The sequence below is a fragment of the Geotalea sp. SG265 genome, from assembly GCF_022808985.1.
Taxonomy (GTDB): Bacteria; Desulfobacterota; Desulfuromonadia; order Geobacterales; family Geobacteraceae; genus Geotalea.
On record NZ_JAKZFT010000007.1, the window covers coordinates 142,908 to 156,478 of the forward strand.

At 54.7% G+C, this 13,571-nt stretch carries 14 protein-coding genes; 3 read left to right on the forward strand and 11 right to left on the reverse strand.

Annotation, left to right across the window (positions count from 1 at the left end; translation table 11 throughout):
* Genes ML541_RS10620 through ML541_RS10630 form a run of 3 tightly spaced genes read right to left on the reverse strand, consistent with a single transcriptional unit; the run spans window position 1 to window position 3,187 of the window.
* Window positions 1–873 carry a protein-glutamate O-methyltransferase CheR gene (locus tag ML541_RS10620; RefSeq protein WP_243372822.1) on the reverse strand — a complete coding sequence of 291 codons (873 nt, stop codon included), beginning with the start codon at window positions 871–873 and terminating at the stop codon, window positions 1–3.
* 22 nt (window positions 874–895) lie between these two features.
* Window positions 896–2,677 carry a chemotaxis protein CheA gene (locus ML541_RS10625; protein ID WP_243372823.1) on the reverse strand — a complete coding sequence of 594 codons (1,782 nt, stop codon included), beginning with the start codon at window positions 2,675–2,677 and terminating at the stop codon, window positions 896–898.
* A 12-nt stretch (window positions 2,678–2,689) separates the two neighbouring features.
* A complete protein-coding gene (locus ML541_RS10630; RefSeq protein WP_243372824.1) occupies window positions 2,690–3,187 on the reverse strand; it encodes a chemotaxis protein CheW in 498 nt (165 codons plus the stop codon).
* A gap of 279 nt (window positions 3,188–3,466) precedes the next feature.
* Here ML541_RS10630 and ML541_RS10635 point away from each other — a divergent pair, with 279 nt between their 5' ends.
* Window positions 3,467–4,867, forward strand: a complete 1,401-nt coding sequence (locus tag ML541_RS10635; RefSeq protein ID WP_243372825.1) for a sigma-54 dependent transcriptional regulator — start codon at window positions 3,467–3,469, stop codon at window positions 4,865–4,867.
* A gap of 12 nt (window positions 4,868–4,879) precedes the next feature.
* Entirely contained in the window at window positions 4,880–5,647 is a 768-nt protein-coding gene (locus ML541_RS10640) for a lytic transglycosylase domain-containing protein (RefSeq protein WP_243372827.1), read from the forward strand.
* Window positions 5,648–5,716: 69 nt separating this feature from the next.
* Here ML541_RS10640 and ML541_RS10645 read toward each other — a convergent pair whose 3' ends face one another.
* The 4 genes from ML541_RS10645 to ML541_RS10660 form a co-directional block, all read right to left on the reverse strand.
* Window positions 5,717–6,007: a hypothetical protein gene (locus tag ML541_RS10645; protein ID WP_243372828.1), complete on the reverse strand. Its 291-nt coding sequence runs from the start codon at window positions 6,005–6,007 to the stop codon at window positions 5,717–5,719.
* Complete coding sequence (locus tag ML541_RS10650; protein ID WP_243372830.1) at window positions 6,007–6,504, reverse strand: ferritin family protein; 498 nt, start codon at window positions 6,502–6,504, stop codon at window positions 6,007–6,009. Before ML541_RS10650 ends, ML541_RS10645 begins: the two co-directional genes overlap by 1 nt.
* Before the next feature lie 82 nt (window positions 6,505–6,586).
* Complete coding sequence (locus ML541_RS10655) at window positions 6,587–7,360, reverse strand: tRNA threonylcarbamoyladenosine dehydratase (protein ID WP_243372832.1); 774 nt, start codon at window positions 7,358–7,360, stop codon at window positions 6,587–6,589.
* A 17-nt stretch (window positions 7,361–7,377) separates the two neighbouring features.
* The gene (locus ML541_RS10660) at window positions 7,378–8,166 is read right to left on the reverse strand and encodes a TatD family hydrolase (RefSeq protein WP_243372834.1); all 789 of its coding nucleotides are present in this window, start codon (window positions 8,164–8,166) and stop codon (window positions 7,378–7,380) included.
* Between the two features lie 199 nt (window positions 8,167–8,365).
* Between ML541_RS10660 and ML541_RS10665 the strand changes: the two genes are divergently transcribed.
* The gene (locus tag ML541_RS10665) at window positions 8,366–9,949 is read left to right on the forward strand and encodes a peptide chain release factor 3 (protein ID WP_243372836.1); all 1,584 of its coding nucleotides are present in this window, start codon (window positions 8,366–8,368) and stop codon (window positions 9,947–9,949) included.
* A 90-nt stretch (window positions 9,950–10,039) separates the two neighbouring features.
* Here the strand turns inward: ML541_RS10665 and ML541_RS10670 are convergent, their stop codons facing one another.
* From ML541_RS10670 to ML541_RS10685, 4 genes are all read right to left on the reverse strand, one after another.
* Window positions 10,040–11,164, reverse strand: a complete 1,125-nt coding sequence (locus ML541_RS10670) for an NADH:flavin oxidoreductase (RefSeq protein ID WP_243372837.1) — start codon at window positions 11,162–11,164, stop codon at window positions 10,040–10,042.
* 11 nt (window positions 11,165–11,175) lie between these two features.
* Entirely contained in the window at window positions 11,176–12,618 is a 1,443-nt protein-coding gene (pyk, locus tag ML541_RS10675; RefSeq protein ID WP_243372839.1) for a pyruvate kinase, read from the reverse strand.
* Window positions 12,615–12,950: a cytochrome C gene (locus ML541_RS10680; protein ID WP_243372840.1), complete on the reverse strand. Its 336-nt coding sequence runs from the start codon at window positions 12,948–12,950 to the stop codon at window positions 12,615–12,617. The genes pyk and ML541_RS10680 overlap by 4 nt, the downstream gene beginning before the upstream one ends.
* 212 nt (window positions 12,951–13,162) lie before the next feature.
* Window positions 13,163–13,447 (reverse strand): HU family DNA-binding protein, encoded by a 285-nt coding sequence (locus ML541_RS10685; RefSeq protein WP_011941176.1) that lies wholly within the window; start codon window positions 13,445–13,447, stop codon window positions 13,163–13,165.
* Window positions 13,448–13,571: the final 124 nt, after the last annotated feature.

Consider the following 13,571-nt stretch of genomic DNA (forward strand, 5'->3'; position numbering starts at 1 on the left):
TTATTTGTGGTAGGCGAAGCCACCGGGAAAATGGATCGTCTTGAATTTATCGTTGACCCCGTGCAGCGACTCCGACTGGCCGACAAAAAAGTAGCCGTAAGGCTGCAGGTTATTGTAAAAGTGCTGCACGACCTTCGATTTAGAAGCTACGTCGAAATAAATCAGTACATTAGCACAGAAAATCAGATCAAAACTTTTCATGAAAAGCATCTTGTTGTCATCGTACAGGTTAAGTAGCGAGAAATTGACCAATTTTTTCACCTCCGGGGCGAGGATGAAACGCTCCGAGGATTCAGTCTTGAAATATTTGCGCCGGTAGTAGTCAGGTGTATTCCGCACGGAATAGGAGCCATAAATTCCTTCCTTTGCCTGGGCGATGACGGTCTCGTTGATATCAGTGCCGACGATTTCGATGATCCAGTCCTTGAGCAGGGTATTACGTTTTTCAAGTAGGATCATGGCAAGGGTGTACGCTTCCTCTCCAGAGGACGAGCCGGCACTCCAGATGCGCAATTTGCGGAATCCCATTTTTGACTTCGTTTCGACAATATCGGGGAGGATTTTGTTTTCCAGGGCAGCAAGCTGCGGGCCATTGCGGAAAAAACAGGTCTCATTGGTGGTTATTTCGTCAAGAAGGTGGCGCAGTTCGCCGCTGCCGGTGATGCTGTTTCTGATGTACTGGTAGTATTCGGCATGGCTTTTTACTTTCGTTGCCTCCATGCGGCGGCAGATGCGGCTTTCCAGGAAGTACTTCTTGCTGGCGTGAAAGTAAATGCCGCACAGGTTGTAGATGTAATCCCTGAGGGTCTCGAAGTCTTTGTCGGAGATCTTCACTGTGGGGGTTTTGAGCTCTGGGAAAAATGTCTGTTCCATAAGTGCAGTCGGCCTAAATATATTAATTGTCGCTACAGTGAACGAATGTCAGAGGGTCGACGATCAGAGCCACACTGCCGTCGCCGAGAATGGTGGAGCCGGCGATCCCAGGAAGATTTGCCAGGAAACTACCCAGGGATTTGATGGCCACTTCCTGCTGGCCCATCAACCTGCTGACTACCAGTCCGACCCGTTTTTCGGCAACTCCCACGACCACCACATAACAGGTGTCCCTGCCAAGGGAGTCCCCCCGGCAGCCGAAGAGCCGATGCAGGCGAACCAGCGGCAATACCGCGTCCCGCAGTTTCAACACCTCCTGGCCCCCCAACTGATGGAAAACGCTCTGCTGTACCTTGATGGTCTCAATGACCGCCGAGAGGGGGATGGAATAGATTTCACCTTCCACTTCCACGAGGAGGGACTGAATGATGGCAAGGGTCAGGGGAAGGCGGAGTATGAATTCCGATCCCTGCCCAACATCGTTTTTGATTTCGATGATGCCGTTCAACTTGCGAATATTGGTGCGGACCACGTCCATGCCGACCCCCCTGCCGGAGAGGTCGGTGGTTTTATCCTTGGTGGAAAAACCGGGAAGAAAAATCAGGTCGAGAATCTCACGGGCGCTCATTGCCGACAGCTGCTCTTCCGTAACAAGTCCCTTTTCGATCGCCTTCCTGGCAACCTTGTCAGGATTTATGCCGCGGCCATTGTCCTTGATGCTGATAACGATCTGATTACCCTCGTGGTTTGCGGAGAGAACGACGGTTCCCTTAGGTGGTTTGCCGGCGGCGATTCGTTCTTCGGGGGGTTCCAGGCCATGGTCCAAAGCGTTTCTAATGAGATGAATTAAGGGGTCGCCGATTTCATCTACTACGGAACGGTCCAACTCGGTCTCTTCCCCGTAGATAAGAAGCTCCACGTCCTTGTTCAGCTCACGGGCCAGATTGCGGACGATGCGCGGGAACTTCTTGAAAACCTTCTCCACTGGGATCATGCGCATTTTCAGGACCTGCATCTGTAGCTCGGAGGTGACGAAATTGAGGCGTTTGGTCAGCTTGCCGAATTCGTCGCTGAACCCGGAGGGATCAATTCCCCTTTGAAAATCGCTATAAAGTTGCACCATGCGGTTGCGTTCCAGGACCAGCTCGCCCACTTGGTTCATGAGGTCGTCCAGCCGTTTGACATCTACACGCACGGTCGAGTTATCGGCCAGTTCTTCGGCTTTGGCCACGGCGGGCTTTTGCACTGGGGATGGGGCGATGGCCGGCGCAGGAATGCTAGACTGGGTGCCTGTCGTCGGCTCAACGACAGGCGATTCTGTAACGGGTGCCTCAGCAGCATCGGACGCGGCAGCGACAGGGGTGTTTGGGGAGGATTCAAATGCCGGTTCCGGGGGAGGGGGGGGCACAGCTGCTTCAGAGAGATATGGATGAAGCTTACCGATGGCGGTATCGATATCGCGCTCCTGGATTTCCCCTCCTTTGATGTCGCTCAGCAACAGTTTTACCAGATCGACAGCCTCCAGGATCACATCCATGATCTCCGGATTGACAGATAGCTCTCCTTTCCGCAACCGGTTAAGGACATCCTCAGTTTTGTGGGTGACCTTGACCAACAGGTCGAACCCGAGAAAACTCGAAGCTCCCTTAACGGTGTGGATGGAGCGAAAGATGCAGTTCAGAAGATCCGTATCGGCCGGAGATTTCTCCAGGGTAACGAGGTCGTCATCAAGCTTTTCAAGCAGTTCGGTGCTTTCGGTCAGAAAACCTTCGAGCAGTTCCTGATCTTCACAATCTATAGGCATTTCACGCTCCAATCAGTTTACGGCATTGTCGAAGTGCAGGCTATTGTCGAGGCTGCACATCTTTTCCAGGTCAAGCAGGACCAGCAGCCGGTCAGCCTGGTTTACGACTCCGGCCATGGATTCGACATCGATGGCACCGTTCGCCACCGGAGGCGGGGGCTGAATATCGCCGGCCGAGATCCTGATTACCTCCGATACCTCGTCGACAATAAAGCCCATCATCTCACTGCCCGACTCAATGACCATGATGCGCGTCCTCTTGTCGTTTTCCGCTTCCGGAAGGTTGAATTTCTTGCGCAGGGAGACAATGGGGATAACCTTGCCGCGCAGGTTGATTACACCATCGACGTAGGCAGGGGCATTCGGTACCCGGGTGATGTTGAGCATCCGGATGATTTCGCGAACTTTCAGGACATCGACGCCGTATTCTTCATGGTCTAGGCAAAAGCTGACCAGCTGGATCAGTTCGTCAATGACAGACTCCCTGGCGATCTGCAGAGCATTTTCCATAGTTTTCTCCGGCAAAAGAGCAAAAATGAAAAGAAACCGGGGGCGTTCCTTTTCTACCCTAATCGGTAGCAGACTGCTGTTGGTTTAGGGTTTTTTCGCAAGGCCGTAGCCAGGGTTGCTGGCGGTTGTTTCGGACCCCGGACGAAATGAGCCGCAGCAATGAAAAAATAAGCTAAGTCATTTTATTGACATTGGGCGCTTCTGTGACTATAATGAATGCTGCTCCTGTCTACAGGGGCGAACGCTCATCGCCATCTTACCTGTTTAAATGGGGAAAAAATGGAAAGTGCTAGAATACTCATAGCGGATGATGACAAGAAAACCAGGGATTTTGTCGCGGCATTCCTCAGCTATAAGGGGTACCAGGTGTCCCAGGCGGGCGATGGCCAGGACGCCTTGGAGAAAATCGAGCTGAACGATATCCAGATGGTCATCACCGACATCATGATGCCGCGCATAAACGGCCTGGAATTCATCAAGAAGCTGAAGGCCATGCGCCCGGAAATAGTCACCATCGCCTACAGCGCCTTTGCCAACTACGAAATGACGGCGAATCTTCTCAAGGCGGGGGCCTTCTTCTTTCTTGAGAAGCCGTTCAATCTGGAAGAGTTGGAAACCCATGTCAAACGGGGGCTTGAGCATCAGACGCTGCAGCGCCAGAGCTTCAAGGCACGACCCTGCATCAAGAATCGCTCGCTGCTGAATCACATCATCGGCGAGAGCGAAAAGATGCTCTCCCTTTTCGAAATGATCGAGAAAGTGGCCGGTTCCGATTCCACCGTCCTCATTCAGGGAGAATCGGGCACCGGTAAGGAACTGGTGGCGAAGGCGATCCACGATTTAAGCACCAGAGCGAGTAAGAACTTTGTCCCGGTCAACTGTGCCGCAATCCCGGACGACCTTTTGGAGAGCGAGCTGTTCGGCCATGTGAAGGGCTCTTTTACCGGAGCAGTCGCAACGCGCATCGGGAGATTCGAGATGGCTGACCGGGGAACCCTGTTCCTCGACGAAATTGGCGACATGAAACCGAACCTCCAGGTAAAGCTGTTGCGGGTCTTGCAGAACAAGGAACTTGAGCCGGTGGGGGCTGCCAGGACGAAGAAGGTGGATGTACGGATCATTGCTGCCACCAATCAGAACCTTGAGCACCTGGTTGCCTCGAAAATATTCCGGGAAGACCTCTATTACCGTCTCTCAGTTATTCCGATCATGCTACCGCCGCTCCGGGAACGGAAATCCGACATCCCCTTGTTGATCAATAATTTCCTGGAAAAATTCAACAAGAACAAGCAGCGCAAGGTTCAATCTTTTGACAAAAGTTCCATGGACATCCTGTGCAACTATGACTGGCCGGGGAACGTCCGGGAGCTGGAAAACCTTGTGGAACGCATGGTTATCATAAAAGGGAGTGGAACGATCCTCTTCAGCGATCTTCCGGAAAAATACCGTGGCATCAAACCTGCAGGAAAAGCGGAGCAGCTGACACTACCCGACAGCGGTTTCTGCCTGAACAGTGCCGTGGAAGATTTCGAAAACCGCCTCATTCTGCAGGCACTGGAGAAGACCGGGGGCAACAAGAAGGAAGCTGCGACCCTTCTCAATCTGAAAAGAACCACGCTCATCGAGAAGCTGAAGAAAAAGAAGCTATTGTTCAACGATGCTTCCCTTTCCAGCTCCTAGGAGATTCCGCCCATGGCCATAGATCGCATCGCGTCTGCTTCGCCTATTGAATCAGTCAATTTGCCGGTGCGATTCACCACCGATGGCGGCCACACAGAAAACGATTTCGAGGCAACCCTCGCGGCAACCGCCTTTCCTACCTCTTTCACGAATAGTTCCCCCGCCGATGCCGGAACTGCAGCGGAAATCCTTCGCCTGCAGATGTTCCGTTCAGCACTGACTTTGTCAGATGCCGACCCCGGTTATGCCCCTCTGCCGGCGGCAAATATCTTACAGCAAGCCTTAGCCGCCTTCGTGGAGCAGGAAAAGCAGTCCCCATGCGTACCGGTGGAGCCCCTGGATTTGGGCGCAACAATGGCTGAAAAGCCTGCCGCGGCTGTGCCTGCGAGTCCTGATCCGACCCTGGAAGCGATCATTGATCGCGCCTCGCGGCGTTATGGCGTCAATGCCGGGCTCATCAAGGCAGTTATTAAGGCGGAGAGCAATTTCAACACCCATGCCGTTTCCCCTGCGGGTGCCCAGGGTCTCATGCAGCTCATGCCGGCGACTGCCAGGGGACTTGGGGTGAAGGATTCCTTCGATGCGGAACAGAATATCATGGCCGGCACGAGGTTTTTGAGGGATATGCTCAATCGGTATGGCGGGGATGTGGATTCGGCTTTGGCGGCTTACAACTGGGGACCAGGCAACGTGGATCGGCATGGAGGGGAAGGGCTGCCGCGAGAAACACGGGAATACTTGGTGAAAGTGAAAGGGTACTACCGGGATTACAGCGCCTGACGGCTCGTCATAAATTGAGATGTGGGTAAAAAGCTCCCCCGTGTTCGAGGGAGCTTTTTTTATGGCCGTTTACTTTTTCAACGGGTTCTGCTGCCAGAAATGGCCCAGTACCTCCCGATCCGCATCAGTCAGGGTAACCCCTTTTTCTTCCATCTGGCGCATGACCTTGTCCATGTTTTTCCGCTGTTTTAATGCCGCATCGATCTTATGCCGGTTGTGACAGCCTAAACACTTTTCATCGATGATCTTGTTCTCCGCCGGGGGCAGGCTGATTGCCCGCACATCTTCCGGCGGGGCGGCGGAACCAGGGGCTGCGGCGGCAACGGTCATTAAGAAAACGAAATAATTCAGGTAGCGCATTATTCCCTCACATAGATGTCCTGGTCCGACCTGTGGACCATGGTCATGACATGCATGTATTCGTCCTCGATCATCTCATAGTGATTCTGCGTCTCCTTCACCACCTGCTCAAAAATCTTCCGTACCAGAGGATCGACGATATCCTTGGCCAGCAGGGTATACTGCTCCATGCATGCCTTTTCTTCCTTGAGGGCTATTTCCAGCGCTTTCTGTTCATGGGTTTCCTCGTCAATGGCTTTCTCCAGGGCGAGGAAGACGGCACTCTTCTTATTGGGCGGTGAGGCCATATAGGATTGAAGATCGCCGAATTCCCCCCCCTTGTAATGGTCGAAAAATGCCTTCAGGTGCCCGACCTCTTCGTTGGCCAGAAGTTCCAGGACCTTCCTGGCCCGCTCATTCTTTGTAACTGCAGCCGCACGACGATAGAAATCCATGCTGTCCTTTTCCGCCTGAATGGCGAGCTTCAGTGCTTCCTGTACCGTGTACTCTTTTCCCATGGCATCCTCCTGTCATGCACCAAATGAAAGTACGGGTAAAATAGAGTATAGCGGTAAAAAGAGGGCGGTCAACCGGCGGTCATTATTTATCGGCAGCCAGCAGGGCATTGGCCACGACTCCCGCCATGGTCAGGCCGAAGATGGACGGAATGTAGGAGATACTGCCGAGGATCACCCGCCGGTGCTCACAGGAGAACTGCTGGTTATCCTTGTTGGGGCAGATGCAGTTGCCTTTGCAGCCGCCATCCTTGATTGCCGGCTCACGGTACTCCTCGGTGGAGTATACAACCTGCACCCCTTTCACAATTCCCTGCTTGCGCAGCAGCTTGCGCATAGAACGGGCCATGCGGCATTTGTGGGTTTCGGAGATATCTCCTACCTTGATCTGTGTCGGATCCAGCTTGGCGGCAGCTCCCATGCTGGAGATCACGGGTATTTGCCGTTCCCGACAGGTAACGATCAGATGCAGCTTACTGGTGAAATGATCGATGGCATCGACCACATAGTCGAAACTGCCGGCCAGGAGAAATTCACTGTTGTCGGCGCTGTAAAAATCCTTGAATGGAATAATATCCGCCTGGGGGTTGATGTGCCGCAATCGCTCGGCCATGACGGCCACCTTTGCCTTGCCCACTGTGCTGTCCATGGCATGGAGCTGCCGGTTGACGTTGGTCAGGCAGATGTCGTCGAAATCCACAAGCACCAGCTTTCCAATACCGGCGCGGCACAGGGCTTCGGCGGCGTAGCTGCCAACCCCGCCGAGTCCGAAAACGGCGACAGTGCTTTTATTCAGGATGGAAAGCCCCTCCGGGCCGATGAGCAGCTCCGTGCGGGAAAAACGATGCAGATGTGACATAAAAAAATCCTTTATATTTATATTGCTTGAAAAGAAATCGGCAGCCGGAACAGTTCGACGGCATTTTTCCATGTGCGAGCGGCTACTTCCTCCACAGCCACACCCTTGATCTCCGCAACCTTGCAAGCTGTTGCCGTAAGGAAAGCGGGTTCATTCGGCCTTCCTCGGTACGGCTCCGGGGATAGGTCTGGAGCATCGCTCTCCAAGAGCAGGTGATCGAGCGGCACCTCCCGCGCCGCTTTTACCGGGCGCACCGCATTGGGAAAGGTAACCGTCCCGGCCAAAGAGATATGCAAACCTGCCTTTATACAGTCTACCGCAGTCTCTGTGCTGCCGGAGAAGGCATGCATGACTCCGCGGACCCTTTCTGCTCCAATCTCCCGAAGAATGGTGAGCAGGTCCTGGAAGGCCTTGCGGCAATGGATCAGGACCGGCAGGTCGAGTTCCCGCGCCAGCATCAGCTGCCGGCGAAAGGCGTTCATCTGCAGCGCTCGGGGGACCGCTAGGGAATAGTCCAGGCCGATTTCACCAATGGCAACAGCAGCGTGGCCGAGCTCCCGGAGCTTGGCTATGGTATTTTCTGAAAACTGTCGGGCGTGCATGGGATGCAGGCCGTAGGCAGGAAAAATTTCCGGGTGCAGGCCTCTGAGCGCTTGAAGGCTGTGCCATTCTGCGGGTGCCGTTGCCGGAACAATAAATAGTGCCACCCCGGCCGTCTTTGCGGCCTCTATGACGGATGGGACTCTGCCGGAAAAGACACAATCGGCCAGGTGGCAGTGGCTGTCGATCAGCAGGGGACCTTCCATATTTTAAATTTAACACCTGTATTGCCGGAAAAGGAAGAGGTTTTTCTCCGTCTATCGGTGTAAAATCGAGTTTTCTGTTGCCCTTTTATGACTGGCATGGCATTATTTACCGGTACTTCCGAAGGCGAAGATAACCTCTTCGCCTTTCTTTTGTCCTCAGAAAAACACGAAACTGTCGTGCCGGCACCAGGAGCAGGTTATGAAGAAGCATTACGAACAGGAAATCAACAGCAGGCGTACCTTTGCCATCATCAGTCATCCCGACGCAGGAAAAACGACGATAACCGAAAAGCTACTGCTTTTCGGCGGCGCCATTCAGCAGGCGGGTGAGGTCCGGGCGCGCAAGGCTGCCCGCCATGCCACCTCCGACTGGATGGAGATGGAGAAGCAGCGCGGCATTTCGGTAACCTCGTCGGTGATGAAGTTCACCTACCGGGATTACGAGATAAACCTCCTCGATACCCCCGGCCACAACGATTTCTCCGAGGATACCTACCGCACCCTGACCGCCGTCGATTCGGTATTGATGGTCATTGACTCGGTAAAGGGGGTGGAGAGCCAGACCAAGAAGCTTCTGGAAGTATGCCGGCTGCGCCATACGCCGATCATGACCTTCATCAACAAGCTGGACCGGGAGGGGCGCGAACCGCTTGACCTGCTGGACGACATCGAGAGTACCCTCAACATCCAGTGTGCTCCCATGACCTGGCCTGTGGGGATGGGTAAACGCTTCCGCGGCACCTATCACCTCTACAGCAAGGAACTGACCTTCTTCGATCCCCAGGCCGACCGCGGGACCGGCCAAACCATTACTGTCAAGGGACTGAACGATCCCCTGCTGGATGAGCTGCTCGGTTCCCAGGTGGAAGAGCTGCGCAACGACGTGGAACTCCTGGAGGGGGCGGCTCATCCCTTCGAGCAGGAGGCATACCTGGCCGGGTTGCAGACCCCGGTCTTCTTCGGCAGTGCCATCAATACCTTTGGTGTGCAGCAGCTCCTGGACACTTTTATCGAGCATGCCCCGCCGCCGCAGCCGCGGGAGACGGAGACTCGAGAAGTTACTCCCTATGAGGAACCCTTTTCCGGCTTCACCTTCAAGATCCAGGCAAACATGGACCCGGCCCACCGGGACCGCATTGCCTTTTTCCGCATCTGTTCCGGCAAATTCACCCGGGGGATGAAGGTCAGGCATATCCGCCTGGGGCGCGAGGTGCAGATTGCCAACGCCACCATCTTCATGGCCCAGGACCGCACCAATGTGGACGAGGCCTATCCCGGCGACATCATCGGCATCCACAACCACGGCACCATCAAGATCGGCGACACCTTCACCCAGGGGGAGGAGCTGAAATACACCGGCATCCCCAACTTTGCGCCGGAGCATTTCCGCAAGGTGCGCCTTCTGGATCCGATGAAGTCAAAGGCACTGGAAAAAGGGCTGGTGCAGCTGGCGGAAGAGGGAACGACCCAGGTGTTTCGGCCGCTGATGGGGAGCGACTGGATCGTCGGCGCGGTCGGCCTGCTCCAGTTCGATGTGGTTATGCACCGGCTTGAGCATGAGTACAAGGTGAAGGCCACCTACGAGCCGGTTTCCTACGTCACCGCCCGCTGGGTGACCGGCGAAAAGAAGAAAATGGACGAGTTCGAAAAGAAGGAAGCCATGAACCTCTATCGGGACGGGGAGGGTAACCTTGCCTACCTGGCGGGGAGCCAGTGGCGGCTGGACAACACCATGGAAAACTGGAAAGATATCCAGTTCCATGCCACCCGTGAACACAGCTGACAGAAAAGCCCTCGCAAAAGGGCTTTTCTGTCAGCGCTACTATCGGTTTATTTCTGCTGCAGCACGATCCCAGAGCCTTTCTTAAATCGCCTACAGGGATACCCCCTTGTTCTCCCGCTCGATCTTGTTCACAACGCAGTAAATACCTTTTTCCTTCAGTCCTGGCTTGAAGCAGCCGTTGCAGGAGATGCAGGTGGCACGGGCTTCGTCTCCTTTTTCCCAACGCCGTACCAGGGCGGGCTCGCGGATGAATGGCCGCGACATTGAGATATAGTCGGCTTCGCCACGTCTGATGATGCCCTCGACGATTTCAAAGGAACGAAGCCCCCCGACAACCATGACCGGGCAGGAGACCGCTTCCTTGATGCGGTATGCCAGTGGCAGGTTGTAGGCTTCCTGCTCGCGAGTGGCGATCCCTTGCCGAACCGGGGCCAGATCTCCCGAGGCAGGGGTGCCGCCGCTCACCTCAATGGCATCAATTCCCTCCTGATCCAGCATCCGCGCAGCAGCAAGGGCGTCTTCCAGCACCAGCCCGCCGGGAATGTTATCGTCGCCGTTGAGCTTGACCAGTACCGGAAACTCAGTACCGACCGCTTTACGGGCGCTGGCGTAACATTCAAGGAGGAGGCGGCAGCGATTTTCGATCGAGCCGCCATAGTTATCGACCCTGCGATTGGTCAGGGGGGAAAGGAACTGGTTGATCAGGTAACCATGGGCAGCATGGAGCTGTACCGCATCGAAACCGTATTCCTTGGCTCTTGCTGCACCCTCGCCGAACAGTCTGACGATTTCCCCGATCTCCTGCAGGGAAAGCTCAGCCGTATCTTCTGGAAACTGGGGGGTCCGAAGAGCCGAAGGAGCAACAGGCCTGGTGCCGATAGTGTTGGCAGATGTCTGACCCCCGGCGTGAACCATCTGCAGGCAGATTTTACCGCCGGCATCATGAACGGCAGCGGTGAGGGCTTTCATCTGGGGGGCGAAGGAGCTGTCGTGGATTCCCATCTGGCCGGGGAGTTGCTTGCCATCAGGACGGATAAAGGCATAACCGGTGATGATCAGAGCTACTCCGCCCCTGGCGAGGGTGGCATAATAAGAGGCGAGCTTTTCCGTGGGGCGTCCATCCTCCTCGCACATCCCTTCCCAAGTAGCAGAGCGGACAAAGCGGTTGTTCAACACCAGCCTGTTGATTCTGGTTTCGTCAAAAAGCTTTCTCATACACCCTCCATTCAAAAAACCTCATAATAGCTTTCCGTGCCCAACCGGTGGACCTTCATCAGGTTTGTGGAACCCTTCGCTTCCAGTGGTACTCCCATGGAGACGACTACCAGATCCCCTTTCTTGAAACCGGTTGAAAGTAGCGTCTCCTCGCCGATCTTTATCTGCTGCCTGGTGCCCCCCACCGAGCCCACCGGATAGCTCTTCACACCCCAGTAGAGGGAAAGCCGGCGTTGGATTTCGGGAAACGGCGTAAAGGCGATGATCGGCAGTTGCGGGCGGAATTTTGAGATGCGGGCGGCGGTGCTTCCCGATTGGGTGAAAACCACCAGCGCCTTTGCCTTGAGAGTCGATGCAGCGTGGCAGGAAGCCTCGGCGACCGCTTCGGGAATATTGTCGCTATGGACCGGCTTAATGGCTGGGATGCGCCACAATTCGGAATGCTCGATATCCAGGGCTATCTTGGCCATGGTCCTCACTGCTTCAGTGGGATATGCACCGGAAGCTGTCTCCCCGGAAAGCATGACGGCGTCGGTTCCATCGAGAATGGCATTGGCCACGTCCGAGGTTTCGGCGCGGGTGGGGCGGGCATGGAGGATCATTGATTCCAGCATCTGAGTTGCCGTGATCACCGGCTTTCCCGCTTCATTGCAGGCGCGGATGATGCTTTTCTGCACCAGGGGCACCCGCTCGGCGCTCAGTTCTACTCCCAGGTCACCCCGTGCAACCATGACGGCATCGGTCACAGTGAGGATATGGTTGAAGTTGCGCAGAGCTTCAGGCTTCTCTATTTTGGCGACGACTGGGATATTGAGTCCCTTGCTGCGGATGATATTCTTGATCTCCTCCACGTCGGAGGCCTGGCGGACAAAGGAGAGGGCGACAAAATCCACCCCCATGTCGAGGCAGAACTCAAGGTCGGCCCGGTCCTTGTCGGAAAGGGAGGGAGCGGAGACTGCGACACCGGGCAGGTTGATGCCCTTGAGGTCCTTGAGCGTACCACCTTCCACCACGGTGCAGTGAACGGTATTGCCGGTGACGGAGAGAACCTTCAGTTCTATCATGCCGTCGTCCAGCAGGATCCTCGAACCGGGTTTCACGTCATGGGGCAGGGCCTTGTAAATGGTGGAAATCAAACCGGGACGGCCGAGCACTTCATCGGTGGTAATGTCGAGCATTTCTCCTTTTATCAGGCGAATGGCGCCGTCAGCCATGCGGCCTGTCCTGATCTTTGGACCCTGGAGATCGGCCAGGATGCCGATCGCTCTCTTTTTTTTCTCGGAAAGAGTGCGGATCATGGCGATGAGGTTCTTTTTCTCCTCTTGAGAGCCATGTGAGAAGTTGAGGCGGAAAATATCGACACCGGCCTCCATGAGACGCCCTATGGCTATTTCCGATGCGCTGCTTGGTCCGAGAGTGGCTATGATCTTTGTTTTACGAAAGGTTCTTTTCAATGGTGGAAACGCCCCTTTCTCCCTTTGTGGGCGGCATTCGGCGATTTGTGGCATTCGAAACAGCGCAGTTCCTCCACCTTGTTCAATTCTAGTACCGATGTGGGCTTGGAGGTGTTGGGCATGTTGTAGGCTTCGGTCTGGAAGTAATCCCTGTCACGCTCGTCAGTAAGGATAGGCGCACGGTAGGCCACCTTCCAGTCGCTGGAGATGGCAACGGTATGGCACTGGTCGCACCCTCCCGGTGGGGGAATGGTACGCCAGGCGCCGAACATTGTGCAGCCGCAACTGAAAAAAACGGAGAACAGGAGGAGGCGAGTAGAAATTCTCTGCATGTGGTGCTCCTTAAACGGCGAGCCTATAGAGGGGGCGGATATTTTGCAGACATATTACCATACCGGGCCGTTTATACAACAGCCGGAGACAACGGGATATGGGGCTTGGGTATAAAAAAACCCCGCAGGAGGCGGGGTTCTTGTTTGGTTTATTTATATGGGTACCAGACAAGTAGAATGAAAATGTGAAAGGAATCACATTGGGGAGGTCATTACTTCTTCTTGGAAGCAACGGCATCCTTGAGAGCTTTGCCAGGACGGAACTTGGGTACCTTGGCAGCAGCGATCTTGATCTCTTTGCCTGTCTGGGGATTTCTGCCGGTGCGGGCTTTTCTGCTTGCAACTTCGAAGCTGCCGAAGCCGACCAGAGTAACCCTGTCGCCTTTTTTCAGCGCGCCGCTTACAGTCGAGATGAAAGCACCGACTGCTTTTTCAGCTGCACCCTTGGTCAGGCTTGCGGATTTTGCTACTGCCTCAACGAGTTCTGCTTTAGTCATGATAAACCCTCCTTTGGAGTAATAATTGGAAATACTATAGTCAGATATTTGCAGTTTGCAAGGGTTTATTTAAAAAAAATCATTTTTTTTTAAGAGGGTAGCAGGTTTATGGGGTCCGGTTCCT